A 25,440-nucleotide genomic window follows, 5' to 3' on the forward strand; every position below is an offset into this window, starting at 1 on the left:
GCATTGCTGCTTTGTTGGCTCTATAGGCGGTTCTTCCTTAAGCGAGCGGGGCGCACGAGGCAAAGCCTCAATCCGGACATCTGTTGTTGCTTTAGGCATTCTCAATCCACGGGGACTATTCATCCGGCATGGCTGCTTCGTTTTCCTCTTCCCTGCGCTCATGCAGCGGGCTTCTCGTGCTGCTCGCGGCCGGTGCTGCGCTGTCCGGCTGTGCCGGCATGAGTGAGACGGTCGCGCCGGCCTTCGCCGATCCCGGCAAATACGAATTGTATGACTGCAAGCAGCTCGAGACCGAGCGCAAGGCGCTCGCGAGCCGCACTGCCGATTTGCAGAGGCTGATGGACAAGGCCCAGACCGGCGCTGGTGGCGCGGTGGTGTCCGAGCTTGCCTATCGCAACGACTACATCGCGGTGCGGGGCCAGGCGCAACTTGCCGATGAGGCCTGGCGCCGCAACAGGTGCCGGGAGACACCGCCCGAGCCGACACCGCCCGCCGCGCCGCCGTCATCCGCGGCCGCTGCCAAGCCGGCGTCGAAATCCGGAAAAGCGATCCGCTGAGGCACTGGCGGCGCCTGGCCTCAAGGCCGCCAGTTGTAGATCCAGTCCTGCCGCGCCAGCATGCGGTCCGGGCCGAGCGCGCGGATCGCAAGATCGCGCGCGATCGCGAGCGGACCGCTGAAATGATAGATGCGGCCCTGCTGCCGCGCGGTCCGCTGCACCCGCCGCACGCGTGCCTGGCGCGAACGGCTATATTGCGTCAGCGCAGCCGTGATGCCCGCGGTGCTCTCGGCCGCCTCGACGCTCAAATGCCGGGCGAGCACGGCGGCATCCTCGATCGCCATACCGGCGCCCTGGGCTGCGAACGGCAGCATCGCATGCACGGCATCGCCGAGCAGCCCGATCGGGCCCTTGCTCCAGGGGCAGCCGTCAGGCACCCCGAACAGCGCCCATTTCCGCCAAGCGTCGACCGGGGCGAGCATCATCCGCGCCGACGGCGGCCAGCGCGGCGCGGCGAAAGCCTCCATCACCTCGAGAGGATCGCCGGGCGTGCTCCAGCCGGGCCTGTTCCAGGTGCCCGGCAGCACCGCGACCACGTTGATCTGGCGTCCGCCCGCGATCGGATAGGCCACGAGATGGGCGTTCGGGCCCATCCAGAGCTGCACCCGGCGCGCGGTGTAGTCCTTCGGCAGTTGCGTCGCATCGAGCGTGCCGCGCCAGGCGATCAGGCCGGAAAAGCGCGGCTGCACTTCGGGGAACAGGTGCTGGCGGACCGTCGACCAGATGCCGTCGGCGCCGATCAATGCGCTGGCGAGATCGCTGCGGCGGATCGTGCCGCTGCGATGGACCACCGTCAGCCCCTTGGCGTGAGGCGCGACGTCCTCGAAGGTCGCGCCCAGCTTCAGGTCGATGTCGGGATGGTCGGCAACGGCGCCCGCCAGCGCCGATTGCAGATCGGCGCGGTGTACCACCCAGTAGGGGGCGCCGGCGCGCGCGGAAGCTGCCTCGCCGAGCGGCATGCGCAGCAGTTCGCCGCCGGCCCGGGCGCTCATGATCGAGACCGCTTCCGGGGTCACGGCGCGCAGCTTGAGGCGTTCGGTGAGGCCGAGCTCGACCAGCACGCGGCTGGCATTGGGGGAGAGTTGCAGGCCGGCGCCGACTTCCTCGAGGCGCTCGGCCTTCTCCAGCACGACGATGCGGAAGCCGCGGGCCGCGAGCGCAAGCGCGGCCGTCAGTCCACCGATGCCGGCACCGGCAATGACAATCGTTCGGGAGAGCGCCACCCCTGACCGATGAGACCGGTCAGGCCACCTTGTCCTTCAGCACGCATTCTGGCGGACGGGCTTCGCCCGCCTTCAGGTCGGCCGCGAAGCGGTACAGCGTCGAGCAGTAGGGGCAGATGATCTCGTTGTCGTTGCCGAGGTCGAGGAAGACGTGCGGATGATCGAACGGAGGGTTGGCGCCCACGCACATGAACTCTTGCGAGCCGATCTCGATGACGGGAACTCCGGCATCGTTGTGGAAGTGCGGGACGACATGGTCGGACATCGTAGTTCATCCTGGAGTGGCAATGGCGACAGACACAATCGAAAACTGACGCGGCATCTTTAAGGCGCCGGACCATACTGGTGGGTTCAGATGATTGCTAGTCCAGCGGAACCAAAAGGTTCGCAATTGCCCCATGCTCATTTGCTCATGCAAATTCGACACAATCTTGAGGCCTGAGAGAAGCCCTTCTTTCGTCGGTGGCGTTGTGTCGCAATTTTGGCATACTATGTCTGTGGACGAGCATAATTGCGACGAAAGACGAATCGTCAGGCGTCTGCGATTTTAGGACCGTCCAGGCTTTCCGCATGAAATGGCTGCGAATCAGCACAGCGTTGGCCGGTGTCGCGGCATGCAGCTTCATGCTCGCGCAGGTAGCACCGCAGGCCCGCGAGGCCGGCGCGATCCTTGCCGCCCAGGACGATCCCGCCGTGCTCTCCGAGCTCAAGCTCGATGCGCTGCTGCGGCAGAACGAGCGCCTGGTTCAGGACAACATCGAGGCTGCGCTCGCCGCGGGCGACGCCGATCTCGCCGACAGCTTCGTCGCGCTCGCGCGTGACCGCAACATTGCGCTGCCGAACGACCTCCTGAGCCGCGTCAACGATGCGGTCAAAGCCGAGAATTCCACCTCCCATTTTGCCAAACGATTTGCCACCGGTCTCGTCACCGGCAATGCCGACGACGTCGCGAGCCTCTCGGGAACGGTGGCCGGCGATCTCTTCGTGATCGGCGACATCAGGGACGTCGTCCGGGAAGGCAAGCACCTCGCCATGGGCGAGGACACCGACCGGCTCGTGCTGGGGCTTGCGGCGGCGGGCCTTGCGGTGACGGCGGCAACCTACATCTCCGTCGGTGGTGCCGCACCGGTGCGCGCCGGGCTGACACTGGTGAAGGACGCGCGCAAGGTGGGACGGCTCGGTGAGGGGCTTGCCGCATGGGCCGGCCGGTCGGCGCGCGAGATCGTCGACACGCCGATGCTTCAGAACGCGGTCGCCAAGGGCTCGGTGCTGCGGCCCGGTGAGACCGTGAGCGCGATCAAGGCCGCGTTCCGCGCCCAAAAGGCCGGCGCGCTGGTTCGGCTCGGCAAGGACGTGACGCGCGTCGCCGAAAAGACCGGCACGCAAGGGGCGATGGACACGTTGCGGATCGCCGAAGGCCCGAAAGATGTTGCGCGCGCGGCCCGGCTTGCGGAGGCGCAGGGCGGCAAGACCCGCGCCATCATGAAACTGCTTGGCCGCGGCGCGCTGCTCCTCATCGGCAGTGCGTTCGATCTGACGCTCTGGCTGTTCGGCGCGGCACTGACGCTGTTTGGGCTGTTGTCCTCGATCAAGGCGACCACCGAGCGCCTGACCCAGGCCTGGTGTGATCGCAAGCGCGCGCGGCGGCTCCGCCGGGCGCAGATGGCCGCCGAGGCCGCTCTGGCGGATGCAGCCCTTAGGGCCTAAAGCGCGATGAGATTGAGGTAATTCGTAGCCGCGCTTGAGGCTATTGTTTGAGCATGATCTCCGCGCAAACGCGTTCCGCGTTTGCGGAGCGGAAAAACCGCTGCACACTTGTCCGGATCGTGCTCTAAGATCGACTTTTCCCCCTCCAGACCTGCGGAACTGATGATGCCGAGCTTCCACAACGGCGCCGTTGAAATTGCCTATCTCGACGAAGGCGAGGGCGACCCGATCATTCTCCTGCACGGCTTTGCCTCGAGCAAGAACGTGAACTGGGTCTATCCGACCTGGGTCTCGGAACTGCGCAAGAACGGCCGCCGTGTCGTCGCGCTGGACAATCGCGGCCACGGCGAGAGTGCGAAGCTCTACGAGCCTGCGCAGTACTCGATCCCGGTCATGGCCGGCGACGTGCTGGCGTTGATGGATCATCTCGCCATCCCGCAGGCCGATATCATGGGCTATTCGATGGGCGGACGGATGGCGGCGTGGCTCGCGCTCAACGAGCCGCAGCGCCTGCGCTCGGCGATCCTCGGCGGCATCGGCATCGGCGGCCTGATCGAGGGCACCGGCCCCGGCGAGAACGTCGCAAAGGCGCTGGAGGCACCCTCGCTCGATGACGTCACCGATCCCGTGGGTCGTACCTTCCGCGCCTTTGCCGATCAGACCCGCTCGGACCGCCGGGCGCTCGCCGCCTGCCTGCGCGGCACGCGGGAGCTCATGACGAGAGCGCAAGCCGCGCGCATCGAGGTGTCCGTGCTGATTGCGGTCGGCACCGCCGACGACGTCGCGGGCTCTGCCGGCGCACTCGGCGCGATCATCCCGGGCGCGCAAGTGCTCGATATCCCGGGCCGCGATCACATGCGGGCGGTCGGCGACAAAGTCTACAAGACCGGCGTGCTCGATTTCCTCTCACGCCGTAGCTGAGTCTCGTCCGTCGGCGCCTCGTCGCCGAACGCGCGAAACAGCGCGGTCAGCACCACGAAGGTCGCAATCCACACCATCCGCGCGCCATAGCGGTCGTGCGGACCGGAGATCACGCCGCAGATGAAGGCGTTGCCGAGCAGCGCCAGTGTCACGGTCGCTGCCAGCAGCGTCAGATCGTCGAGCCGGCGTCTCGCGAGCGCATGCACCAGCAGCCCGACGAGCGCTGCCATCGAGGCCAGCGCGACGGGGATATGCAGCCAGTTGACGTCGTCGAAATTGACGGCCCAGTGCTGCTGCCGCGCCGCACGCATCGGCGCGACTTGCGCGGGTATGTAGCGCTCGATGATGCCGTAGGTGTGCGGGATCCAGCCGTTGGTGCCTTCGCCGGTTGCGACATGCAGCAATTGCTGGCCCATTGCCCGCAGCGCCGCGCCGGCCTGCCAGGCCGGATAGTCCGCGAGCGAATGCACGACGATGTAGCCCATCTCCTCGTTCATGCCTTCGAAGCGGCCGAGTGTGTTGAACATGCTCTTGCCCCACAGAAACTCGTCGGCGGTCGCCGGCAGCTCGTTGCGATAGGGGCAGAGCTTGTAGCGTTCGCGCGGGCAATGATCGTTGAGATAGCGCGCAACGATGCCGTCCTGCATCATGCGGCCGAAGGCGACGCCATAGCCGCCGGGCGTCCAGGTCCATTTGCCCGACAGCGCATAATTCGCCGACATCAGCATCAGGCCGCCCGCGACGATGGTGAGGCTCGCCAGCGCCAATCCCGCGAGCGGAAGGCGAACTCTAAGGAGCGGCCGCGCCATCCAGCCGGCGGCGCACAGACCGAGCAGCACGCCGAGCGTCGCGCTGTGGGTCGCTGCGGCAAAGGCGGTGAAGACGAACAGCGGGATTTTTTCGAGCCGCGAGGTACGGTGTGCTCCGATGACCAGCAGGAACAGCGACAGCACCGACAGTCCCGCGAAGATGTCGGTGAGCAGCATGCTCGCCAGCCAGGGCAGGGCGGTCGACAGGATCAGGAGCAGGCTGATCGCGACGAAGCGGAAGGTCTGCATCAGCCCGAGCACGCGCAAGCTGAGCTGCAATAGCCACAGCGTCGCCAGCGACTGGACCGCGACGTTGATCCAGAAACCAAAACTCTCGCCATAGTGCAGATAGAGGCCGAACACGGTGGAGCGGCTCGGGACGAGGTAGCCCTCGTACCAGCGCGCCAGATAGCCGCCGGTATCCCATTGCAACAATGGATAGCCGTTCCAGAACGCCGGCGCGATCATCAGCAGGGGCAGGGTCATTGCGGCCAGCCGCAGCCATAACGAGCCCGCGGCGCGCGCGCGCAATTGGTCGGTGGTGATGCTCAAAACTGTTCCGTCCTCGGGTCGACCATGCCCGCAATAACGGTTGGGGGAGAATTCACCAATAGTTTGATGCGGCCCGGCTTGAATTTGGCAAAACTCTGACCACTTTGAGCCGACCTTGCCGCTTGGGGGCGTCAGAAGAAAGTCTTGTGTTTCAATGTCTTGGCGCGCTTTCGCAAGGCAAGGCACTGTTCACTCTCAGGCAAGCCGGCCAGGACTTTGTCGCCTAGACTGTGCTATAGAGCCAACAAAACCAGCCCATTCGAAAGAGCAATTCCCATGGCAGTGCATCAGGTCAATCCGGGAGGAAAGCTCGCATCGCTCGATCCGATCTGGGACCGGATCCGGAGCGAGGCGGAGGACATCGTCCATCGCGAGCCCGAGCTTGCGACCTTCATCTATTCGACGGTGCTGCATCACAGCCGCCTCGAAAATTCCGTGATTCACCGTCTCGCCGACCGGCTTGATCACTCCGCGCTGTCGGGCGATCTCGTACGCCAGACCTATGACGAGGCGCTGCGCGACGATCCCGATCTCGGCAACGCCTTTCGCGCCGATCTCGTCGCCGTCTACGACCGCGATCCCGCGACCTCGCGCTTCATCGATCCCTTGCTCTACTTCAAGGGCTTTCATGCAATCCAGACCCATCGCCTGGCACACTGGCTCTATCTGAAGGGCCGCAAGGATTTCGCGTACTACCTCCAGAGCCGTTCGTCCGCGGTGTTCCAGACCGACATCAACCCCGCCGCGCGCATCGGCCGCGGCATCTTCCTGGACCACGCCACCGGCTTCGTCTGCGGTGAGACGGCGGTGATCGAGGACGACGTCTCGATCCTGCACGGCGTCACGCTCGGCGGCACCGGCAAGGAGAACGAGGACCGTCATCCGAAGATCCGCCATGGCGTGTTGATCGGTGCCGGCGCAAAGATCCTCGGCAACATCGAGATCGGCCATTGCGCACGCATCGCCGCCGGCTCGGTCGTGGTCAAGCCGGTGCCGCACAACGTCACGGTTGCGGGCGTACCCGCCAAGATCGTCGGCGAAGCCGGCTGCGCCGAGCCGTCGCGCACCATGGATCAGATGATCAACGCGATGGGACTTTGATCTCCGTTTGATCGGAACGGGACCGGATTTTCCGGCCCTTTCCGTCCCAAAATTCTTTGGCAATTCATGCTGGCGGTTCGTCGCGTCTCGTCGTAAACCCCGCCAACCAGATTTCGATTGGAGACTTGCCGTGGACGTCAAGGAAGTGAGAAAGCTCGACGCGTATCTGAAGCGCGTGTTCGGCAATCCCAAGATTCGCGTCGTGCCGCGGCCGAAGAAGGACGATTCCGCCGAGGTCTATATCGGCGAGGAGTTCATCGGCGTGCTCTTCGTCGACGACGAGGACGACGACCGCTCGTTCCAGTTCCAGATGGCGATCCTCGAGGACGACCTAGTCGACCAGGAGTAGGCGTAGCGCCTCGGAGTCACGCATCCACCGCGGCGAGCATCTCGGGGATCGTGACAAACTTCTCCCGGGGCTTGCCGAGCACGGCTCCCCTGCGCTTCTCGGCCGCGTCGATCGTGCCCCAATCCGGATAGCTCACGATGCGTGCGACGCGGCCGGTCAGGCGCGCAAGCAGTGCGTCAGGCGTATCCGAGCGCGGCCGTCGATGGGCGATATCCGCCAGGACGGCCTCTGCGGTGGCAATCCCGCAGCCGCGATTGGTGCCGATCGTGCCGTTCGGCCCGCGCTTGCTCCATCCGCAGACATAGAGGCCCTCGATCACCGAACCGTCGACTGCGACACGTCCGTCGACGTTCGCATGCACGCCGCGATGCGCGTCATAGGGAACCCCGGCCACAGGCGTGGTCTTCCGGCCGACGCTGCTGAACGAGAGGCCGCATGCGATCTCCTCGATTGCGTCCGATCCTTGCTTGAACGCGATGGCCTCCAGGCGGCCCCGTCCTCGGAGCGCGACGGGAGACAAACCAAATCGAAAAACGCAGCGCCGTGGCTTCGTCACGGCCGCCCGCGAGAACGTGCGCAGCAACGACAATTTTTCGGTCAGCTCCGGATCATCGGGACGCCGCGGCTCGAATTCATCGGAGGCGACGTTGCGCATGTCGACGCATGTGTCGCATGCGCCGAGTTCGAGAAAGTCACGCAATTCCTTTGCGGTGAACCTGGCCTGCACCGGTCCGCCGCGGCCGATGACGTGGATTTCGCGGATCCGGCTCTCTGCCAGGACGTCGAGCGCGTGGCGTGCGATGTCGGTCCGGCGCAGCTCGTCCGCGGTCTTGGCGAGGATGCGCGCCACGTCGAGAGCGACGTTGCCATGGCCGATGACGATCGCGGTCTCATGATGAAGATCGAATCGTAGATCTGCAAACTGCGGATGCCCGTTGTACCACGCGACGAAATCGCCCGCCGTGTGGCTGCCCGGCAGTGCTTCGCCGGGGATGTCGAGCGCCCGGCTCAGTTCCGCGCCCGTCGCGAGTACAACGGCGTCATAGGCCTCGCGCAGCTCGTCGATCGTGAGGTCGTCTCCGATCGTGACGCCGCCTATGAAGCGAAACCCGGGCATGGCGGCGATCCGGTCGAAGGCCAATGTGACCTGCTTGAGCTTCGGGTGGTCGGGGGCAACGCCGAACCGCACCAGCCCGTACGGCACCGGGAGCCGTTCGAACATGTCGACAGTCACGGGCACGCCCGAGCGCAACAGGGCCTCGGCGGTGTAGAAGCCACTCGGTCCGCTGCCGACGACGGCGATTCGAACTTCGTTTGCAGCAGACCCCGTCATCGGCCCAGCGCCTGCCTGCGTTCATCGGCTCCCGGCAGAGCCGGCAGGCGCGCACTGATCACGGGAGTCTCAGTCGCGCGCTTGCGGTTGACGTCGATCCAGTACTTCTTGTCCGCGGCGAGGCGATAGTCGGGCTCGATCGCGCCGACCGGGCATGCCGGCGCGCAGCCACCGCAATCGATGCAGTTTTCCGGATCGATGTAGGTCATGGTGTCGTCGACGTGGAAACACTCCACGGGACAGACGGTAACGCATTCGGTGTATCGGCAGCCGCGGCAATTGTCGGTGAACACATATGTCATCGTCAGGCCCCGCTGACCTGAACGAGGATGTCCGAGAATGTCGGGGCGCGGCCGAGGTCGGCAAAGGCGGGAGGCGTCAGCACGTGAACCGTCGCGCCCTTGCGATTGGACCGCTGCCAGTAGCCGGACGGCGCCACCACCACACCCGGCATGACGTCGGCCGAAACGGTCGCGAAAGCCTCGAACGCGCCACGGTCGTTGAACACGCGAATGGGCGCGCCCGCGACGATGCCACGCTGTGCCGCATCGTCCGGATTGAGGAGCACCGCCTGTTCCTCGCCCGCCTGCGCGGTCTGTGCCGGCAGGTTGCCGTAGTTCGAATTCAGGAAGGCGTGGCTCTTCGGCGAGATCAGGCTGAGCGGATAGCGCTTTGCGAGCATGGGCGCCGTGCGCGGGTTCTCGTTCGGCGGGATGTAGTGGGGCAGGGGATCGACCGGCGCGGCGTCCTGATCGCCATTGTAGCCCTGACGGAACAGCGGCACCACGAAGTTGCCGCCCCCGGCGATGGTCGAGCTGAACTCGCACTTCCCCGATGCGGTCGGAAAATTGCCCTCGCGGTGCGGCGCCCAGTCGGCCGGCGCGGGCATGTTCAGGCGGGCATAGCCCTTGGCCTTGACGTCATCGAGCGTGATCCCGGCGAGCACCGGGCTGGTCCAGTCGAGGGAGGCTTCGATGATCTCGTCGTCGCTCCGGAAGAAGGCCGGGTCGGTGATGCCCATCGCGCGCGCGAGCCGGCGGAACAGCTCGGTGTTGGACACGGCTTCGCCGAGCGGCGCGATCGCCTGGTTGTTGTAGGACAGATAGAGATGCCCCCAGGAGAACATGATGTCCTTCTGCTCGAGCTGCGTGGTCGCGGGCAGAACGATGTCGGCGTATTTGGCGGTGTCGGTCAGGAAGTGCTCGCTGACGACGGTGAAGAGATCCTCGCGTTCTAATCCCTTTTCGAGCTTGCCCTGTTCGGTCACCATCGCCATTGGATTGGCGTTGTAGACGAACAGCGCCTTGATCGGCGGATCCAAGCCGAGCTCGCCCGTCAGCGCCGCTCCAAGGCGCCAGGAATTGAGCACGCGCATCTTCTCCGGCTGGAGATCGGGACGCATGAGCACGTCCCATCTGACCGGGAACGCCCAGATCGGGAGCTGGAGCAGCCCGCCGCCGACATGCTTCCAGGCGCCGATCAGTCCCGGAAGACAGGCGATCGCGCGCACGGTCTGACCGCCGCCGGCATGCCGCTCGACCGCGACGCCTATGCGCACGACGGCCGGAGGTGTCGTCGCAAATTCCCGCGCCAGCTTGACGATGTCGTCGACGGGAATGCCGGTTTCCTGCGAGGCGAATTCGGGTGTGTAGTTGGACGCCCGCTCGGCCAGCTCGTCGTAGCCCACGGTGTATTTGTCGACATAGTCGCGATCGACCAGATTCTCCTTGATGATGACGTGGATCATCGCGAGCCCCAGCGCAGCATCGGTGCCGGGACGGATCGGAATGTGCCAGTCGGCGAGGCGTGCGGTGCGGGTGCGGACGGGATCGATCACCACGAGCTTGGCACCGGCCTTCTTCGCCTGCTCGATGAACGGCCAGTGATGCGAGTTCGTGCTCAGTGTGTTGCAGGCCCACAGGATGATGTACTTCGAGTGCACGAAGCTTTCGGGGTCGACGCCCGGCGTGTGCCCGATCGTCATCATGTACGCGGTGCATGAGGCGGAATCGCAGAAGGTACGCTCGAGAACCGTCGCGCCGAGCTTGTTGAAGAGCGGATCGCCGACGTTCAGCCCATTGATGATGCCCTGCGTGCCCAGATAGCTGTAGGGCAGGATCGCCTGCGCACCGTGCTCGGCGATGACGGATGTCCAGCGCGAGGTGATGGTCGCGAGCGCTTCCTCCCAGGAGATTCGCTGGAACTGCCTGGAGCCCTTCGGGCCGACCCGCTTCAGGGGATGGAGCACGCGCTTGTCGCTGTAGACGCGCTCCTCATAGTTGTTGACCTTCACGCAGAGCCGCCCGCGCGTGAAGGGGTGATCGGGATTGCCCCGGACGGCGATGGCCTTGCCATCCTCGACCGTGGTCAGGATGGAGCAGGTGTCCGGGCAGTCGTGGGGGCACGCGCCTATTACCGTGGTCCGGGCCATGGGTCTCTCCGCTTCCCGATTCAAGTCGGTCAAGGATGCGGCCGGCGGGCAAGGCCTGGCTTTTCAAAATGTGCGGTCTTGTTGTCTCGGACTGCTCTCGGCCCGTGGACGGCCGGCCGGATGTCTGGCATGCTAATTGCTGGACCCGGCAATACCTTTCTACCCACACATCGCGTGATCTGGCGGAGATTTCCGATGGGTATGCTTGGCAATTCTGTCGATAAATATGTTACCGGCAGAATGCTTCAGACGTCCAACGACCGGCGGTGGGGACACCTCTTGGCCGAGCGATGGAGCCATGAGCCAGGCGATCTTCCCCCGCAATTGCCGCGCGACACCGAGATCGCAATCCTGCTGCGCGGCAGCTCGGTCGTGGATCGCGAAGGCGCAGGCATGCGGCAGCGCACCTTCGGCCGAAAGGGCACCGTCTGGCTTTGCCCGGCCGGCATCCGCGAAGACTTCATCCGTGTCGAGAACCAGATGCAGGAATGCCTGCATCTCTTTCTTCCCGGCAAGCCGTTCGACGATACCATGCTCCGGGATCTGGACATCGATCCCTCGGGTATCTCGATCCGCTACGAGACCATCGATCAGGACATGTTCATCGAGCACGTTGCTGACCGGATCCTGAAGGAGCTCGAACAGGAGACCTCCACCGGCCGGCTCCTGATCGAAAGTCTCGGGCGCGCGTTGTCAGCCCATCTCGTGCATACCTACGCGGCAACTGCAGTCAGGCTCCGGCAAATCAACGCCGGTCAGCGGCCACTCGACGCCAAGCGGTTGTTGCGTGTGACGGAGTTCATCGATGCATCCGTCGAGCGCGAGTTCACGGTCAAGGATCTGGCATCGGTGGCGTGCATGAGCCCGGCGCATTTCTCCCGCAGCTTCAAGGCGGCGACAGGTAGCGCGCCGCATGAATATGTCAGCCGTCAGCGTCTCGATCTGGCCAAGCGGCTCCTGTCCACCAGCGATCGCCCGCTGGTCGACATCGCCTATGCCGCGGGATTTTCATCGCAGGCCAATTTCAACCGCGCCTTCCGCAAGGCGGTCGGGACAACGCCGAGCCTGTATCGGGCGAAGGGCCGGGACTGAGGCTTCCATCAGAGGACGCGTCAGGGGCAAGCGGATCAGCGCGATCTGGCCGGTCTCGTCAAACCCCAACCCCTCGCGCCCAAGCAATTGGGCGCCGGGAGGTTGGCGCGTCATTCAAATCCGCCACCGCCATGATGCCATCATGCCCCTGTTTTGCCCGACGGGTCAAGGTGGATTTCGTAAAATACGAAAATGCTCCATGCGGCAGATGCTTGGCTACTGTGCATGGGGTTGTTTTCGAGATTTTTTGTCGGGAGGCTCCAGCCCGCAAGCTGCGATGACTGTCAGCTCCGCGGCCCGCGCAGCTGCGCCGTCAGCTTCTCCATTGCCTCCGCCACGTCACGCCACTGCGACAGCCAGCTCCGCGGAAAGCGGAAGGTGAGGTCGGCGCCGCCGACGCGGCGCTCGGAGAGGCACATGCCGGGCGTGGCCGCATCGCGGGTGCAGCGCGCGGTCAGCGCGGGGCTTGCGGCGGAATAGAGGTCCTCGGTGCCGTAAGGGGTCTCGGCGCGGAACATCCGCATCGTCAGGCCTTCCTCGGGCTGGGTTGCGGCCTGGTCGAGATAGCGCGGATAGATCGTGGCTGTTCGCTGCTCCGGCGCGAGCGCATCGTGATGGGCCGCGATCGACAGGAAGATGCGGTCGATCGATTGCACCGTCGCCTCCACCGTGTCGGCGGTGACGTGCTTCGGTGCGCCGGGCGGCTCCAGCGAGGGATAGAGGAAGTCGAGATCGATGCGCTCCTGCGGCCCGGTGTGGCGCTGGATCTTCATCCGGATCGCCGAGGTCGGCAGGTTGAACAGCGTGCCGCCGACGCTCACCGGCAGCTTGTCCGGGGCGTTCGCACCGCGCGTGCCCCAGGTCGGCCACAGCAAATAGGCGACCAGCGCCACCGCGCATGCCGCAGCCGCGCCGCTGAGCACGATCGGGACGACGTGCGCGCGGGTGTGCGTGCGGGGAGAGCGAGGGGAGGCTGCCGAAAACACCGTCATGAGCTAACGCAAGGTAAGCCGAAGTCGGCCGCTGGCCGACGAATCAGCGGCGAATATGCCATGTGGCGGCGATTTCGCGCAGCGTTCCCGGCTGCGGGGAAGGGGGAGAGCCCTGCGTCTGACGGGAGGCGGTGTTAACCTTCTCTTAAGGATAATGTAGCGTTAACCGGCACTATTTGTCACAGGAAGACGCTGGCGTTGCGTAAGGGCGGACCGTTCCGATGACACCTGAAGCTCTCAATACCTTCTTCTCGATCTGCATCGGTTTCGCGCTCGCGGGCGCGCTCGTGAACGGATACCAGGCGGTCGCGCAGCGTCCCGCCGGCTTCGGCCTGTTGCAGGACGGCGTGGCGCCGAAGACCTTCGCAGCGGTGCCGTTCCTGGTCTTCGCGGCGCCCTTCATCATCATGCGCAACACGCTGCGTGGCATGCGCGTGGAAAGCCGCCGCGCCGAATTCGTGATGATGGCGACCCTCATCGCCGGCTTCTGGAGCATGATGAGCGGCACCTTCTTCCTGATGACGCTGCGCGCGGCCGGCGTGCTGGGCTGACGCCTCCGACTTTCCCTGGGACGCCTGCGTTCTCCGGGATGTCGTTCCCAAGCTGCCTGACGCGCGGCCCTTTGCATCAAGGCCGCCGTTTCGCTATGCCAGGATCATCCTGACAGGAGACCTCCATGGCGATCTACGAGCTCGACGGGCAGGCGCCCGACCTTCCCGCCGACGGCAATTATTTCATCGCGGAGACCGCCACCGTGATCGGTCGGGTGCGCCTGAAGCCGGGCGCGAGCGTCTGGTTCGGCGCGGTGCTGCGCGGCGACAATGAGTGGATCGAGATCGGCGAGGGCGCCAACGTGCAGGACGGCTCGACCTGCCACACCGATCTCGGCTTTCCGCTTGTCATCGGCAGGAACTGCACGGTCGGCCACAACGTCATCCTGCACGGCTGCACCATCGAGGAGGGCGCGCTCGTCGGCATGGGCGCGATCGTGATGAACGGCGCGAAGATCGGCCGCAACAGCATTGTCGGTGCTGGCTCCGTCATCACCGAGGGCAAGGAGTTCCCCGAGCGCTCGCTGATCATCGGCTCGCCGGCGCGCGTGATCCGCACGCTCGATGACGCCCAGGTCCAGAAGATGGGAAGTGCCGCCAGGTTCTACGTGGCCAACGGTCCACGCTTCAAGAAGGGCTTGAAGCGGATCGGCTGAGATGCCCGCCGGCTGTGCCTGGCCCCCACGGCAATGGTTCCGTACCGTAAAAAAACAGGCGGGCCCTTTAATTCTCCGCTAGCGCGATCACGCTTCCTATCGCCACATGCGTGCGTCCTCGGCTGCGGCGGCGATCAACGTCGGTCGCATCAATGCGCTGATCTATGCGATCGTCATGGAGTAGCGCGGCTTCTACATGACGGCCGATCGCGGCAAGATGAAGCAGTTCGCGGACGGCCTCTTGCGGCGCAACGGTGAGCTTGCCGAGGCCGTGAAGAGCGTGGAGAAGAACATCGGCGACGACGACGCCGAACTGTTCGCGAGCTTCCGGCAGCGGATCACGCAGTTCATCGACTTCCGTCAGGAGCTGGTGCGGCGCGGAGTGGAGATCAGCTCGGCCGCGGCGCGCGAGTGGGGCGACAACGACGCCAACCGGACAGTGCGCAGTAAGCTCAACAGCGATACCGAGGCGCTCGAGCGCATCTACCATCAGCGCGCCCGCGAGGCGGACGAGCTCGCCAACGAGAACCGCTATGCGGCCGCCTATCTGTTCGCGCTCGGGCTGGCGGCGCTCATTCTTGCGGGACTGAACGTGATCGTCATGCGCAGTCGATCGTCGGCGCGCTGGCCGAGATCACGCAGGCGACCGACCGGATCGCGCAGGGCGACGTCAAGAGCGTAGCGCCGCATCTGCGCCGTCACGACGAGATCGGGCACCTTGCGCGCGCGGTGCAGAATTTCCGCGACGCGGTGGCGCGCATCTTCGAGCTCGAGGAGCTCGAGCTCGGCGCCGCCCAGGCGCGCGACGCGGCCATGACCGAGCGCGACAAGTTCAACGACAAGTACCAGGCCAAGAAGTGGCAGCTCTCCGCCGCGATCGAGGACCGGACCGAGAAGATGGTGGCGGCCGCATAGTGACCGGCTCGCGCCATCCGCAAGGGGGGGAGCGTCAGCGTCCCTTGGATTCGCGCGCTTCGGTCGCGCATGCCACCTTCTCGTGGCCGGCGGCCCATAGCGCATGCTCGTCGCTACCGTCCAGGTAAGGATTGGCTTCGGCGGGGATGCTTTCGCGCGCGGCGCGCTCGCCTTCAGCAAAAGGATCGCGATCGGTCATCGTGATTTGGCCTCCTCGCCTTCAAGCTGACGTGACGGCATTTGTTCCGGAACAGGTGTTCGCCGCAGCGGTTGACCGGCAAAGGGAGAATTTCCGATGTCTGCCAGATCGTCCGCAACCAAGACCATGATGGTGATCCTCGCGCTCACGGCGATGCCGGCCACCTCGTTCGCGCAGGCGACCGGTGGCTCGGCCGGATCAACCGGAGGCTCTGCGGGTTCGACCGGAAGCTCTGCGGGACCGACGGGGGGCGTCGCCAACTCGCCAGCTCCGCCGCCTGGGACCAACAGCCTGGGGACGGCTCAATCATCCGGCCCGGGTGCCGGGATCACCACCGGCACCGGCTCGGGCGCCGCGGACGCCACCGTCAATGCCGAGAACCGGCTGCTCGACAAGAAGATGAAGAGCATCTGCCGCGGCTGCTGATGCTCGCGCGGAATTGAGACAGCGTGGCTGTCAGGAATGCCCAAGTGACATTAGCTTGGTCCTGCTTTGAAGCGTGGAGCGTGTCCACGCGAAGGATCGAGTGATGTTACGCAAGATGATCATGACGACGCTGGCCGTCGCGGCGGTCGGGCTGTCGGCGCCGCAAGTGGCCCAGGCGCGCGGTTTCGGCCACGGTGGCTGGGGCGGTGGCGGATGGAGCCATGGCGGGCACGGCCATTGGCATGGCGGCGGCTTCTGGCCGGGCGTTGCGATCGGCGCGGGCCTTGCCGGCGCCGGCTACTACGGCGCTTATTATGGTTATGGCTATCCCTTTTACGGCAGCCCCTATTATTATGGCGCCGGCTACGACGACGGTTATGGCGGCTGCTACGTCGTTCGGAAGCGGATCATGACGCCAGCTGGATGGCGATACCGCCGCGTGGATGTCTGCGAATAGCATCCTTGGCGAATAGCTGGGCCCATCAAAGAACAAGGCCGTTGACGCAGTATACCGTCAACGACCTTGCCAGCCCCGGACATTGAAATCGGCTCACGCCATCCGGTAATGGCGAGCATGGCGCGGAATCATACGGGAGAATGTGATCCAGTTCACAAGTGGCGAAAATAAAGTTCCAATCGCGCTGGGGGATCGGCTCAGCCGCGCGAACGCTTGCGCGCGCTGGCGTGGACGCGTTGCCGCGCCGGTTTCCTGCGGGTAACCGAGGGTGTTTCAGCCTCGGTGGCCCGGGCGCTGGCAAAAGACTGCCGCAAGCCATCGACGGACTCGTTCAGCGTCGCGACCTGCTCGGACAGGCGCTTGGTGTCGGCCTGCTGCGCCGCCATCAGCCGCTTCATGGTCTGGAGCTGGTCCTGCACGACCTGGAGCTGGTCGATCGATTCCTGCTGAGTCGCCTCCAGCCCCTTGGTCTTCTCGACCAGCTGCTCGGACACCTGTGCCGTGCGGGCCTGGAGCAGCCGCGATGCCACCACCCGATCGGTTTCCGGTGCCGCGCCGGTATAGGCGCGCCAGACCGCAATCGAGGTCACGCCGGCGATGAGCAGGAGAAGGGCGGCGGCGGTCAGCGCGATCGGTTGGCCACCGAGGCGAAGCAGGGGGTTGGACGGTGTGTCCTGTGCGAGATCGATCATCGCGAACAAAGCCCAAACTGAAACTTGGTGCGTGGCGAAGGCCGGCAACCAGAGGTCGCCGGGGCGTCCCGAAAGCCTTACGTTTCGGCAAGGAATGGGACCAAAAAGAGGCTAAGGACAAAAAAACCAGCAATCAGGGGACCTTAGGGCCTCCGAAGGCCTCTCAGGGGCACGGATCAGGGCTGAAACGGCGAAAACGTCCCGGAATAGGTCTTCGACCGAGGCCTCGCATAGGGGCCGAGCCGGGACGTCGTCAGTCCCAGCCGCACCACTGATTCCGCCAGCGTCACGGCGGCGGCGACGCCGTCGACGACGGGCAGGCCGTGCGTGGCGGCGAGCTCGCTGGCGAGATCGGCCATGCCGGCGCAGCCGAGCACGATCGCCTCCGCGCGGTCGTCGCGGATCGCGGCCGAGATCTCGGCGGAGATCTTGCCGATGGCATCGGCGTTGCGCTCCTCCAGTGCGAGCACGGGGACCTCGGCGGCGCGGACGCCGGCGCAGCGCTCGGCGAGGCCGTATTTCCGCAAGTTGTGTTCGATCGGCACGATGGAGACACCGAGGGTCGTCACCACGGCAAAACGCGCCGCGATCAGGCTCGCCATGTGGAAGCCGGCTTCGCCGATGCCGACCACCGGTGCCTTGGCGGCGGCACGCGCTGCGTCGAGGCCGGTGTCGTCGAAGCAGGCGATGATGTGCGCATCCGCGCCGTCGCGATCAGCCTCGCGGATGCAGCCGAGCACGCCGGGCACGGCGAAGGCCTCGTCGTAAAAACCCTCGATCGAGACCGGGCCCATCGCCGGCTGGCGCGCATCGATCGCGGTGCCAGGCAGGGCGATGCTGCGCGCCGCAGCGGCGATCTTCGCCGTCATCGTCACAGTGGTATTGGGATTGACGACGTGAAGGCGCATCGGATCAGACAAGTCCCTTGCCGGCGTCCGAGCCCTTGGCCGCCTGCCGCTTGTTGAGCATGTGGATGGTGCCGAGCGCAAGCGTGATCACCGCGAACGATACCGCTGAGATCACCGTGCCGAGCGCATAAATGTCCGGTTTCGTCACTGTGGTGGTGAGGCCCTGTAGATCCAGCGGCAGTGTGTTCACCGGACCGATGGCCTGGCTGGAGCGGGCGAGCTCGTCCCAGGACAGCGTGAAGCCGAACAGGCCGATGCCGATCACCGACGGCAGGATGATCGGCAGCACGACATGACGGAACGTCTGCCACGGCGTCGCGCCGAGATCGCGCGCGGCTTCCTCGAGGCGCGGATCGAAGCGGTTGAAGATCGCGAACATGATGAGCAAGCCGAACGGCAGCGTCCAGGTCAGGTGCGCACCTAAGCCCGAAGTGAGCAGGCCCATCGAGGTCTCGAAGTTCTCGTTCCAATGCGCCTTGATCAGGTCGTCGATGATGCGGAATTCAAGCGAGATGCCGAGCGAGGTGATGATCGAAGGCACGATCAGGCTCGCGATCGCCGAGTAGAACAGGATGCTCTGCGCCCTGAACTTCCTGCGGAAAGCCATGCCGGCCGCGACCGACAACACGACGGTGACGGCCATCACCACGCCGCCGAGCAGCAGCGAGCGGCGGAAAGCGGCGCCGAGATCGACGATGCCGGTGCCCTCGAACAACTTGGCCAGCCAGAAGGTCGAGACCCCGTTCATCGGGAAGGTGAGGCCGCCCTGCGGTCCCTGGAACGACAGCACGTAGATCGCGATCATCGGGCCGTAGAGGAAGAGCACATAGGCTGCGAAGAAGATTGCGAGCACGTAGAAAGAGCGCGGGCGTCCTTCCTTCATCACAGCTCCTTCCGGATGTCGACGATGCGCGACATCATGGTGATGATCAGGAAGGTGATCGCGAGCAGGATCACGGCGTTGGCGGCGGCGGCGGGGAATTGCAGCGCGTTGAGCCGGGTCTCGATGATCTTGCCGGCGGCGGCGATCTGCTGGCCGCCCATCACGCCGATGGTGATGAAGTCGCCCATCACGATGGTGATGACGAAGATCGAACCGATCACGATGCCGGGTTTTGCCAGCGGGATGATCACGTTGACGAGTGTCTGGAAGCCGCTCGCGCCGGCGTCATAGGCGGCCTCGATCAGCGACTTGTCGATGCGCACCATCGAATTGAAGATCGGCACCACCATGAAAAAGGTGAAGAGGTGGACCAGCGCCAGCACCACGGAGAATTCGGAGAACAGCAGCCATTCCAGCGGCTGGTTGATCAGGCCCGTCTTGATCAAGCCTGAGTTCACCAGGCCGTTGCGTCCCAGCAGTGGAATCCAGGCGATCATGCGGATCACGTTGGAGGTCCAGAACGGGATCGTGCACAGCAGCGACAATCCCATCTGCCAGGTCTTTGATTTCACGTGGAAGGCGAGGAAGTAGGCGACCCAGAAACCGATGAAGAGCGTGATGGCCCAGACCATGAAGCAGAGCTTCAGCGTCTTCACATAGGTCTTGCCGATGGTGCAGAGATCGGGGAGCTGCGCGACGCAGCCTTCGAACGTATCGGTGTAGCCGCGGCCGGAGAAGGCCGGCAGCAGTTGGTATTCGTTGTAATCCCAGAACGAGACGATGACGACGAACACCAGCGGAATCAGGAAGAAGGCGAGAAACACCAGCATCATCGGCCCGGCCTGCAGCCAGGAGATGAAGGACGGCGACAGGCGCGTCGCTTTCGCGGCGCGCGCTGTGCCCGACCCCGGGATCAAACCCGGGGATGCCTGTTGCAGGACTTCTTCCGACATATCCATTACGCCGCGATGAACTCATTCCACTTGCGGACCATGTAGTCGTTCTCGTCCATCACGGCGTTCCAGCAGGCGACGCCGCCCATGCGGTCCTCATAGGAGCCGCCGTCGCGCACGGCGCCGGCCTTCTCGAGCAACGAACCGTCGGGCGCCTTGATGTCCTTCTCGGCCGGCTTGCCTTCCATCCAGTACGCCCACTCGTAGGGCTCCATGTGCGCCTTCGCGGTGGAGAGCACGGCCGAGTAATAGCCCTGGCGGTTGAGATAGGCGCCGGCATAGCCGGACAGGAACCAGTTCACGAACTCATAGGCCCAGTCGAGCTTGGGACCCGAGACGCCCTTGGAGACGCAGAAGCCCGAGGCCCAGGAGCGGTAGCCTTCCTTGAGCGGCTGGAAAGTGCAGGCAATCCCCATCGAGCGCACCTTGGTCACCGCCGGCGACCACATCGACTGGATCACGGTTTCCCCTGAAGCCATCAGGTTGACGCTCTCGTTGAAGTCTTTCCAGAAGGCGCGGAATTGGCCGGCCTTCTTGGCTTCGGTCATCACCTTCATGGTGAGGTCGATCTCTTCCTTGGTCATGTTGCCCTTGTCGGCATATTTGTACTTGCCGGAGGCCTCCACGACCATCGCGGCATCCATGATGCCGATCGAGGGGATGTTGAGGATCGAAGCCTTGCCCTTGAATTCGGGATTGAGCAGCTCGGACCACGAGCTGATCGGCCGCTTGATCAGGTCGGGACGGATGCCGAGCGTGTCGGCGTTGTAGACGGTCGGGATCAGCGTCACGAATTCGGTCGCCGACGTCGCAAACTTCTTGGAGTCCTTGCCTTCGAGATAGAGCACCTTCCAGGGCGCGGTGCCCTGGCCTCCGATCTTCTTGCCGCCGGGCGTCTCGCCCTTGGTGAAGACGGGCGTGATGTTGTCGAATTCCTTGATCTTCTTGGCGTCGAGGGCAAGGATGTTGCCCGACGGCACGATCTTCTTCAGCGAGAAATATTCGGTGTCCAGCACGTCGAAGGAGTTCGGCTGGGTCATCACGCGCTTGGTGACGTCGTCGGTGGTTGCGGTGATGTATTCGATCTTGATGCCGGTATCCTTCAGGCACTGTTTGGAGATGTCATCGCCCTCGTTCACGGCAGTGCCGAGATAGCGCAGCACCTTCGCATCAGCCGATTTCACATAGGGAAAGCCGGTAATGGCGCCGGAGCCGGCGGCAAGGCCGGCGAGACCCGCGGTGCCCTTGAGCAGCGTGCGGCGGCTGACGCCCTTTGTCCTGGTGGTCTCGGTCATATCAGTCACTCCTCTGTTGCGCATTCCAGTGATCGATCGGCGCTATTGCAGGCGTTGCGCCTTGGCGGGATCCCAGGTGGCCAGCACGCGATCGCCCGGACGGAACGGGTGGACGTCGAAGCTGGCTTCGGGAATGTGGGAGAACAGGGCGGTGCCGTCGTCGAGCGTGAGCGAGACGGCGACGTAGGAGCCCTGGTACTCGGTCTGGGTCAGCAGCGCCGGCGCGCCGAAGGCGCCGTCGGTGAACGGGACGATGCCGAGTTGATCGGCGCGCACGGCGATGAGGTTGCCGGCGTCGCTGAGCACGTTGTGGCCGCCGATGAAGCGCGCCACGAATTCGGTGCGGGGATGGTGGAAGATGTCGCGCGCCGTGCCCTGCTGCTCGATCCGGCCGTGGTTCATCACCACGATGTGGTCGGCGAGCGCCATTGCCTCTTCCTGGCCATGGGTGACCTGGATGAAGCTGATGCCGAGCTCGCGCTGCAGCCGCTTCAGTTCGCCCCGCATCTTCACCCGCAGGAAGGGATCGAGCGCTGAGAGCGGTTCGTCAAGCAGCAGGATCTGCGGCTCGGTGATCAGCGCGCGGGCAAGCGCGACGCGCTGCTGCTGGCCGCCGGAGAGTTGCGCGGGCAGGCGCCCCGCATAGGGGCTCATCGCCACCAGTTCGAGCAATTCGCCGGCGCGCATGTGGCGTGTCGGCTTGTCGATGCCGCGCATCTTCAGTGCGAAAGCGACGTTGTCGATGACGCTGAGATGCGGAAACAGCGCATAGGACTGAAACATCATCGCCGTGCCGCGCTTGGCGGGCTCGAGGTCGGTGACGTTCTGCGCGCCTAGGATGATATCGCCCTCGCTGACCGCCTCATGACCCGCGATCATGCGCAATGTCGAAGTCTTGCCGCAGCCGGAGGGGCCGAGCAGGCAGCAATAGGTGCCGGCCGGGATCTTCAGGTTGACATTGTCGACCGCCAGCGTCGTGTCGTAGCGCTTGGTGACGGCAACCAGTTCGAGAGCGGCGGGAGTGGCCATGGCGTGTCCGACAGGAGGGCGATGCTTCCCGCCTCTCTCCGCAAGGTCCGTGCCAACGGCTCTCGGCCGGTCAATTTTTCAAAACTGTGCAGCGGAGTCAGATCGTTAGATCGAATCTGGCGCATCCAGGCTGCCTGCCGCATGCGCAGCCATCTGCACACAAAACGGGCGAAGATTGTATAAAGTTTCGCCTGTGATTGGATACAGCTCGTCGACTAACATTCGCAGCCGAACGTTGTCGATCGAGCCTTACAACCATGGCCGCCAAGACCCGCCCGAAATCCGACGCGCCGGACGCGAGCGATCGCGTCAGCCGTATCCGGGAGGGCGTGACCGCGGCCATCCTCGAGCACCGCCTGTTGCCCGGCACGAAGCTCGGCGAGGACGAGATCGGCGACATCTACGGCGCCAGCCGAACGTTGGTCCGCACCGCGCTCCAGCAGCTCGCGCATGAGGGCATCGTCAATATCGAGAAGAACCGCGGCGCCTTCGTCGCGCGCCCGACACCCGCCGATGCCCGCGAAGTGTTCGAGGCGCGCCGCCTGATCGAGCCCACCATCGTCGATCACGCCATCGATGCGGCATCGCCGGCCTGGCTCGATCGCCTCCAGCGCCATCTCGCTGAAGAGCGCGAGGCCGAGCTGCGTGGCGATGCGCGCGCCTCGGTCCGCCTCTCCGGCGAGTTTCACCGCCTCGTCGCCGAGATGAGTGGCCACAGCATCTATCTCGGCTTCCTGAAGGAGCTGATCGCGCGCTCCTCGCTCATCATCCTGCTCTACCGCCGCCATGACACGCCGGCCTGCGGCACCGATCACCACGCTGGCATCGTCGCCGCGATCCGCAAGCGCGACAGAGAGGCGGCGCGCGCGCAGATGCTGTCGCATCTGACCGAGATCGAGGCCGAGCTGTTCTTGAAGGATCCCGCCGCCGACGAACTTCGGCTGGTCGATGTGCTCGGCGCCTGACCGGCACGGATCGCAAAGCCTGTAGGAGAAGTTGCGGCCGGACCAGCCGGACCGAATCAGCGGCTGAGCTCGCTCTCGGCGGCAAGCTGCCCGTCAGGCGTGATCTCGTATTCGCCGTCGTGCTTGGTCATCCATCCTGACCTGACCATCTCTCGTGCAAGCTGTATCGAGCAGATCGGATGATTGCCTCCTGGGTAATACAGCCTGTCATTCCGGACGAGCAGATGTCCGTACAATTGAGCCTGACGTAACGCCCTGCGCATTCCGGGTGATGGATTTTTCATGTCGTTTCAAGCGCGAGCGCGATGAAGGTTCCTAATGATCGCGGTGTCTCAATGCGATTTCCGCTCGCCGGCCGCCGAGGAACCCTGTTCCTGCCGCCTCGTTTTTTCTTTCGAGGAGTACACTGTCATGAATGTACGGGACGAGCACACCCGATCGCTCTGGATGGATGTTTCGGTTGCCGACGCGCCGGCGCTATCCGGTACGGTGGGCACGGATGTCGTCGTTGTCGGTTCTGGAATTGCCGGGCTGTCGGTCGCCTATGAGCTTGCCAGCCATGGACGCTCGGTCGTGGTGCTGGATCGCGGCGGTATCGGCAGCGGGATGACGGCGCGCACCACCGCTCATCTGGCGACGGCGCTCGACGACGGCTACGACGAGTTGGTGAGGGTGCGCGGCCCTGACCGTGCGCGGCACTACTATCAGAGCGTCGCTGCCGCGATCGATCGCGCCGAGGTCATCCAGCTTGCCGAGCATATCGATTGCGATTTTCAACGCGTCGACGGCTACTGGGTGCTGGCGCCCGAAACGCCCGCATCCGAGCTTGACGAGGAATTGGTTTGCTGTCGCAAGCTCGGAATTCCGGTCGAAAACCGCCTCGAGCCAACCCCGTTCCATGCCGAGGGCCAGGTGCGTTCGCTGCGCTTTGCCCGGCAGGCGCGCCTGCACCCGACCAAATACCTCGCGGGCCTGGCGAGCGCACTCGAGCGCCGCGGGGGGCGGCTCTATGCCGACACCTGTGTTGAGAGCATCCGTCAGCAGCATGGCGACATGGTCGTGACGACCACCTCAGGCCACGAGGTCCACGCCGCCGACGTAGTGGTCGCGACGAACTCGCCCGTCAATCTGCAGGTGGCGATCCACACCAAACAGGCGCCTTATCGCACCTATGCGCTCGCCGCGAAGATTGCGGCCGGCGCGCTGGAGGATGCGCTCTATTGGGATACGCTCGATCCCTATCATTATGTCCGACTCCAGCCGTTCTCTGCCGACGAGGATATCGTGATCATCGGCGGGGAAGATCATAAATCGGGCGAAGCGAACGACGGCGTACAGCGCCTTGACGCGCTCGAGCGCTGGGCACGCGATCGCTTGACGGGTTTGCGCGAGGTTACTCATCGCTGGTCCGGCCAGGTGCTGGAGCCGGTCGATTTCACCGGCTTCATTGGCCGCAGCCCCGGCGAGGAGCATCTCTTCATCGTCAGCGGCGATTCCGGGCAGGGGATCACGAACGGGCTCGTCGCCGGCCTGTTGGTGAGGGATCTGATCACGACGGGCGCGAGCCCTTGGGAAGAGGTCTACGCTCCGTCACGGAAGATTCAGAAGAACATCGGCGAGTTCATCAGCGAGAACATCACGCCGCTGAAGAATTTTGCGGAATATCTTGCGGCGAGCGAGATGGCGAGCGTCGAACGGCTGCGGCCGGGCGAGGGGCGCCTGGTCCGCAGCGGCCTGAAGAAGATTGCCGCATGCCGGGATCGCAACGGACGTCTGCATCTGCACTCGGCAAGCTGCACCCATCTCGGCTGCGTCGTGCACTGGAATGCGCTGGAGCAGTGCTGGGATTGTCCGTGTCACGGCTCACAATTCGCGCCCGACGGCACCGCACTCAATGGCCCCGCTGTGTCGCCGCTCGCGAGCGCGGAGAAGCCGGCCAATCTTGAAGCCGCGGAGTGAGCGGCAATCCCTCAAAAAGCTGCGGGCAGGCCTTTAAGAACCCCGCCGCTGAGCCGTGGCTCGCGGATGCGCTGAGTCCGTGCGAGCGCTGAGCGCCGCGATGCGACCGCTCAAATGTATTTCTACTTCTGACGGTCGGGAACCGGTTCTTTGCGCCGCGAATCAGAGGGAGTCGCATCCGGCGGAGGGCTTGTCGCAATCTCCGGCCTGTCATCGCGCGCGTGACTTCTAAGTGTCTCCAGAACCAGAAAGAATTTCTCGGCTAGCATGAACCAAGCTCGTTTGACGGGTTCATCTCTGTTTCGGAAACTCCGAGACCTCATCAATACGATCACTTACTGTACGCGGCGCCAACTTAATTCGTCACGGCGAGCCGAATTGTGACAGTCCTCGTCGATATTTGCGCTCGGAATGTCGCATGTGGACGATGATGCGTTGCGACGTAACCTGACTGTTCCTCGCGGGGCTTGCCGGCTATATGCTCG

Annotated in this window: 28 protein-coding genes; 14 read left to right on the forward strand and 14 right to left on the reverse strand. The window is 64.5% G+C overall.

Annotation, left to right across the window (positions count from 1 at the left end):
* The first annotated feature begins 128 nt into the window (after positions 1-128).
* Positions 129-557, forward strand: coding sequence for a twin-arginine translocation pathway signal (locus ACR9YP_RS19855; RefSeq protein WP_091889471.1), 429 nt, complete (start codon positions 129-131; stop codon positions 555-557).
* Between the two features lie 20 nt (positions 558-577).
* On the opposite strand, the gene ACR9YP_RS19860 is transcribed toward ACR9YP_RS19855, so the two are convergent.
* Positions 578-1,780 carry an FAD-dependent monooxygenase gene (locus ACR9YP_RS19860; protein WP_474220925.1) on the reverse strand — a complete coding sequence of 401 codons (1,203 nt, stop codon included), beginning with the start codon at positions 1,778-1,780 and terminating at the stop codon, positions 578-580.
* 19 nt (positions 1,781-1,799) lie between these two features.
* Entirely contained in the window at positions 1,800-2,045 is a 246-nt protein-coding gene (locus ACR9YP_RS19865; RefSeq protein WP_007602543.1) for a zinc-finger domain-containing protein, read from the reverse strand.
* A gap of 305 nt (positions 2,046-2,350) precedes the next feature.
* Between ACR9YP_RS19865 and ACR9YP_RS19870 the strand changes: the two genes are divergently transcribed.
* Both ACR9YP_RS19870 and ACR9YP_RS19875 read left to right on the forward strand, forming a co-directional pair.
* Positions 2,351-3,487, forward strand: coding sequence for a hypothetical protein (locus ACR9YP_RS19870; protein WP_474220926.1), 1,137 nt, complete (start codon positions 2,351-2,353; stop codon positions 3,485-3,487).
* 165 nt (positions 3,488-3,652) lie between these two features.
* The gene (locus ACR9YP_RS19875) at positions 3,653-4,408 is read left to right on the forward strand and encodes an alpha/beta fold hydrolase (protein WP_091889523.1); all 756 of its coding nucleotides are present in this window, start codon (positions 3,653-3,655) and stop codon (positions 4,406-4,408) included.
* On the opposite strand, the gene ACR9YP_RS19880 is transcribed toward ACR9YP_RS19875, so the two are convergent.
* A complete protein-coding gene (locus ACR9YP_RS19880; RefSeq protein WP_474220927.1) occupies positions 4,366-5,769 on the reverse strand; it encodes a hypothetical protein in 1,404 nt (467 codons plus the stop codon). The two genes, ACR9YP_RS19875 and ACR9YP_RS19880, sit on opposite strands and share 43 nt — an antisense overlap.
* A gap of 276 nt (positions 5,770-6,045) precedes the next feature.
* Between ACR9YP_RS19880 and cysE the strand changes: the two genes are divergently transcribed.
* The gene (cysE, locus tag ACR9YP_RS19885) at positions 6,046-6,870 is read left to right on the forward strand and encodes a serine O-acetyltransferase (RefSeq protein ID WP_091889465.1); all 825 of its coding nucleotides are present in this window, start codon (positions 6,046-6,048) and stop codon (positions 6,868-6,870) included.
* A 130-nt stretch (positions 6,871-7,000) separates the two neighbouring features.
* Positions 7,001-7,219, forward strand: a complete 219-nt coding sequence (locus ACR9YP_RS19890) for a DUF3126 family protein (RefSeq protein ID WP_007602550.1) — start codon at positions 7,001-7,003, stop codon at positions 7,217-7,219.
* Positions 7,220-7,235: 16 nt separating this feature from the next.
* Here the strand turns inward: ACR9YP_RS19890 and ACR9YP_RS19895 are convergent, their stop codons facing one another.
* Genes ACR9YP_RS19895 through ACR9YP_RS19905 form a run of 3 tightly spaced genes read right to left on the reverse strand, consistent with a single transcriptional unit; the run spans position 7,236 to position 10,983 of the window.
* Complete coding sequence (locus tag ACR9YP_RS19895) at positions 7,236-8,552, reverse strand: FAD-dependent oxidoreductase (RefSeq protein WP_474220928.1); 1,317 nt, start codon at positions 8,550-8,552, stop codon at positions 7,236-7,238.
* On the reverse strand, positions 8,549-8,854 hold the full coding sequence (locus ACR9YP_RS19900) for a 4Fe-4S dicluster domain-containing protein (protein WP_474220929.1): 306 nt from the start codon (positions 8,852-8,854) through the stop codon (positions 8,549-8,551). The genes ACR9YP_RS19895 and ACR9YP_RS19900 overlap by 4 nt, the downstream gene beginning before the upstream one ends.
* 2 nt (positions 8,855-8,856) lie before the next feature.
* Positions 8,857-10,983 (reverse strand): molybdopterin-containing oxidoreductase family protein, encoded by a 2,127-nt coding sequence (locus ACR9YP_RS19905; RefSeq protein ID WP_474220930.1) that lies wholly within the window; start codon positions 10,981-10,983, stop codon positions 8,857-8,859.
* 279 nt (positions 10,984-11,262) lie between these two features.
* Here ACR9YP_RS19905 and ACR9YP_RS19910 point away from each other — a divergent pair, with 279 nt between their 5' ends.
* On the forward strand, positions 11,263-12,075 hold the full coding sequence (locus ACR9YP_RS19910) for a helix-turn-helix domain-containing protein (protein ID WP_474220931.1): 813 nt from the start codon (positions 11,263-11,265) through the stop codon (positions 12,073-12,075).
* 284 nt (positions 12,076-12,359) lie between these two features.
* On the opposite strand, the gene ACR9YP_RS19915 is transcribed toward ACR9YP_RS19910, so the two are convergent.
* Positions 12,360-13,067 carry a hypothetical protein gene (locus tag ACR9YP_RS19915; protein ID WP_474220932.1) on the reverse strand — a complete coding sequence of 236 codons (708 nt, stop codon included), beginning with the start codon at positions 13,065-13,067 and terminating at the stop codon, positions 12,360-12,362.
* Positions 13,068-13,288: 221 nt separating this feature from the next.
* On the opposite strand from ACR9YP_RS19915, the gene ACR9YP_RS19920 reads away from it, so the two are divergent.
* The 4 genes from ACR9YP_RS19920 to ACR9YP_RS19935 all read left to right on the forward strand — a co-directional run bounded on the left by ACR9YP_RS19920 (position 13,289) and on the right by ACR9YP_RS19935 (position 15,189).
* Positions 13,289-13,618 (forward strand): DUF6949 family protein, encoded by a 330-nt coding sequence (locus ACR9YP_RS19920; protein ID WP_091889455.1) that lies wholly within the window; start codon positions 13,289-13,291, stop codon positions 13,616-13,618.
* Positions 13,619-13,743: 125 nt separating this feature from the next.
* Positions 13,744-14,274, forward strand: a complete 531-nt coding sequence (locus ACR9YP_RS19925; RefSeq protein ID WP_091889454.1) for a gamma carbonic anhydrase family protein — start codon at positions 13,744-13,746, stop codon at positions 14,272-14,274.
* A gap of 196 nt (positions 14,275-14,470) precedes the next feature.
* Positions 14,471-14,956: a hypothetical protein gene (locus tag ACR9YP_RS19930; protein WP_474220933.1), complete on the forward strand. Its 486-nt coding sequence runs from the start codon at positions 14,471-14,473 to the stop codon at positions 14,954-14,956.
* Positions 14,929-15,189 (forward strand): hypothetical protein, encoded by a 261-nt coding sequence (locus ACR9YP_RS19935; protein WP_474221093.1) that lies wholly within the window; start codon positions 14,929-14,931, stop codon positions 15,187-15,189. Before ACR9YP_RS19930 ends, ACR9YP_RS19935 begins: the two co-directional genes overlap by 28 nt.
* A 34-nt stretch (positions 15,190-15,223) precedes the next feature.
* On the opposite strand, the gene ACR9YP_RS19940 is transcribed toward ACR9YP_RS19935, so the two are convergent.
* Positions 15,224-15,388 carry a hypothetical protein gene (locus tag ACR9YP_RS19940; RefSeq protein WP_474220934.1) on the reverse strand — a complete coding sequence of 55 codons (165 nt, stop codon included), beginning with the start codon at positions 15,386-15,388 and terminating at the stop codon, positions 15,224-15,226.
* 96 nt (positions 15,389-15,484) lie between these two features.
* Between ACR9YP_RS19940 and ACR9YP_RS19945 the strand changes: the two genes are divergently transcribed.
* Positions 15,485-15,814 (forward strand): hypothetical protein, encoded by a 330-nt coding sequence (locus tag ACR9YP_RS19945; RefSeq protein WP_474220935.1) that lies wholly within the window; start codon positions 15,485-15,487, stop codon positions 15,812-15,814.
* A gap of 103 nt (positions 15,815-15,917) precedes the next feature.
* On the forward strand, positions 15,918-16,271 hold the full coding sequence (locus tag ACR9YP_RS19950; RefSeq protein ID WP_438107354.1) for a hypothetical protein: 354 nt from the start codon (positions 15,918-15,920) through the stop codon (positions 16,269-16,271).
* Between the two features lie 197 nt (positions 16,272-16,468).
* On the opposite strand, the gene ACR9YP_RS19955 is transcribed toward ACR9YP_RS19950, so the two are convergent.
* The 6 genes from ACR9YP_RS19955 to ACR9YP_RS19980 form a co-directional block, all read right to left on the reverse strand.
* Positions 16,469-16,963 (reverse strand): hypothetical protein, encoded by a 495-nt coding sequence (locus ACR9YP_RS19955; RefSeq protein WP_474220936.1) that lies wholly within the window; start codon positions 16,961-16,963, stop codon positions 16,469-16,471.
* A gap of 176 nt (positions 16,964-17,139) precedes the next feature.
* Positions 17,140-17,871, reverse strand: coding sequence for an aspartate/glutamate racemase family protein (locus ACR9YP_RS19960; RefSeq protein ID WP_438110679.1), 732 nt, complete (start codon positions 17,869-17,871; stop codon positions 17,140-17,142).
* Between the two features lie 4 nt (positions 17,872-17,875).
* On the reverse strand, positions 17,876-18,754 hold the full coding sequence (locus tag ACR9YP_RS19965) for an ABC transporter permease (protein ID WP_474220937.1): 879 nt from the start codon (positions 18,752-18,754) through the stop codon (positions 17,876-17,878).
* Positions 18,754-19,713, reverse strand: a complete 960-nt coding sequence (locus ACR9YP_RS19970; protein WP_474220938.1) for an ABC transporter permease — start codon at positions 19,711-19,713, stop codon at positions 18,754-18,756. Before ACR9YP_RS19970 ends, ACR9YP_RS19965 begins: the two co-directional genes overlap by 1 nt.
* On the reverse strand, positions 19,713-21,002 hold the full coding sequence (locus ACR9YP_RS19975) for an ABC transporter substrate-binding protein (protein WP_164939483.1): 1,290 nt from the start codon (positions 21,000-21,002) through the stop codon (positions 19,713-19,715). Before ACR9YP_RS19975 ends, ACR9YP_RS19970 begins: the two co-directional genes overlap by 1 nt.
* 42 nt (positions 21,003-21,044) lie before the next feature.
* Complete coding sequence (locus tag ACR9YP_RS19980) at positions 21,045-22,031, reverse strand: ABC transporter ATP-binding protein (RefSeq protein WP_438107360.1); 987 nt, start codon at positions 22,029-22,031, stop codon at positions 21,045-21,047.
* A gap of 257 nt (positions 22,032-22,288) precedes the next feature.
* On the opposite strand from ACR9YP_RS19980, the gene ACR9YP_RS19985 reads away from it, so the two are divergent.
* Positions 22,289-22,996 carry a GntR family transcriptional regulator gene (locus ACR9YP_RS19985; RefSeq protein WP_128933009.1) on the forward strand — a complete coding sequence of 236 codons (708 nt, stop codon included), beginning with the start codon at positions 22,289-22,291 and terminating at the stop codon, positions 22,994-22,996.
* A gap of 411 nt (positions 22,997-23,407) precedes the next feature.
* The gene (locus tag ACR9YP_RS19990) at positions 23,408-24,955 is read left to right on the forward strand and encodes an FAD-dependent oxidoreductase (protein ID WP_474220939.1); all 1,548 of its coding nucleotides are present in this window, start codon (positions 23,408-23,410) and stop codon (positions 24,953-24,955) included.
* Positions 24,956-25,440: the final 485 nt, after the last annotated feature.

It is taken from the genome of Bradyrhizobium sp. BR14999 (assembly GCF_056106085.1).

Bases quoted from the DNA above. Each gene is read 5' to 3' on its own strand.
- ACR9YP_RS19980 (WP_438107360.1), bottom strand. From the start codon at position 22,031: ATGGCCACTCCCGCCGCTCTCGAACTGGTTGCCGTCACCAAGCGCTAC.
- ACR9YP_RS19955 (WP_474220936.1), bottom strand. From the start codon at position 16,963: ATGATCGATCTCGCACAGGACACACCGTCCAACCCCCTGCTTCGCCTC.
- ACR9YP_RS19940 (WP_474220934.1), bottom strand. From the start codon at position 15,388: ATGACCGATCGCGATCCTTTTGCTGAAGGCGAGCGCGCCGCGCGCGAA.
- ACR9YP_RS19975 (WP_164939483.1), bottom strand. From the start codon at position 21,002: ATGACCGAGACCACCAGGACAAAGGGCGTCAGCCGCCGCACGCTGCTC.
- cysE (WP_091889465.1), top strand. From the start codon at position 6,046: ATGGCAGTGCATCAGGTCAATCCGGGAGGAAAGCTCGCATCGCTCGAT.
- ACR9YP_RS19960 (WP_438110679.1), bottom strand. From the start codon at position 17,871: ATGCGCCTTCACGTCGTCAATCCCAATACCACTGTGACGATGACGGCG.
- ACR9YP_RS19855 (WP_091889471.1), top strand. From the start codon at position 129: ATGGCTGCTTCGTTTTCCTCTTCCCTGCGCTCATGCAGCGGGCTTCTC.
- ACR9YP_RS19990 (WP_474220939.1), top strand. From the start codon at position 23,408: ATGAATGTACGGGACGAGCACACCCGATCGCTCTGGATGGATGTTTCG.
- ACR9YP_RS19875 (WP_091889523.1), top strand. From the start codon at position 3,653: ATGCCGAGCTTCCACAACGGCGCCGTTGAAATTGCCTATCTCGACGAA.
- ACR9YP_RS19965 (WP_474220937.1), bottom strand. From the start codon at position 18,754: ATGAAGGAAGGACGCCCGCGCTCTTTCTACGTGCTCGCAATCTTCTTC.
- ACR9YP_RS19945 (WP_474220935.1), top strand. From the start codon at position 15,485: ATGTCTGCCAGATCGTCCGCAACCAAGACCATGATGGTGATCCTCGCG.
- ACR9YP_RS19865 (WP_007602543.1), bottom strand. From the start codon at position 2,045: ATGTCCGACCATGTCGTCCCGCACTTCCACAACGATGCCGGAGTTCCC.
- ACR9YP_RS19915 (WP_474220932.1), bottom strand. From the start codon at position 13,067: ATGACGGTGTTTTCGGCAGCCTCCCCTCGCTCTCCCCGCACGCACACC.
- ACR9YP_RS19950 (WP_438107354.1), top strand. From the start codon at position 15,918: ATGTTACGCAAGATGATCATGACGACGCTGGCCGTCGCGGCGGTCGGG.
- ACR9YP_RS19905 (WP_474220930.1), bottom strand. From the start codon at position 10,983: ATGGCCCGGACCACGGTAATAGGCGCGTGCCCCCACGACTGCCCGGAC.
- ACR9YP_RS19930 (WP_474220933.1), top strand. From the start codon at position 14,471: ATGACGGCCGATCGCGGCAAGATGAAGCAGTTCGCGGACGGCCTCTTG.
- ACR9YP_RS19970 (WP_474220938.1), bottom strand. From the start codon at position 19,713: ATGGATATGTCGGAAGAAGTCCTGCAACAGGCATCCCCGGGTTTGATC.
- ACR9YP_RS19900 (WP_474220929.1), bottom strand. From the start codon at position 8,854: ATGACATATGTGTTCACCGACAATTGCCGCGGCTGCCGATACACCGAA.
- ACR9YP_RS19870 (WP_474220926.1), top strand. From the start codon at position 2,351: ATGAAATGGCTGCGAATCAGCACAGCGTTGGCCGGTGTCGCGGCATGC.
- ACR9YP_RS19920 (WP_091889455.1), top strand. From the start codon at position 13,289: ATGACACCTGAAGCTCTCAATACCTTCTTCTCGATCTGCATCGGTTTC.
- ACR9YP_RS19925 (WP_091889454.1), top strand. From the start codon at position 13,744: ATGGCGATCTACGAGCTCGACGGGCAGGCGCCCGACCTTCCCGCCGAC.
- ACR9YP_RS19895 (WP_474220928.1), bottom strand. From the start codon at position 8,552: ATGACGGGGTCTGCTGCAAACGAAGTTCGAATCGCCGTCGTCGGCAGC.
- ACR9YP_RS19985 (WP_128933009.1), top strand. From the start codon at position 22,289: ATGGCCGCCAAGACCCGCCCGAAATCCGACGCGCCGGACGCGAGCGAT.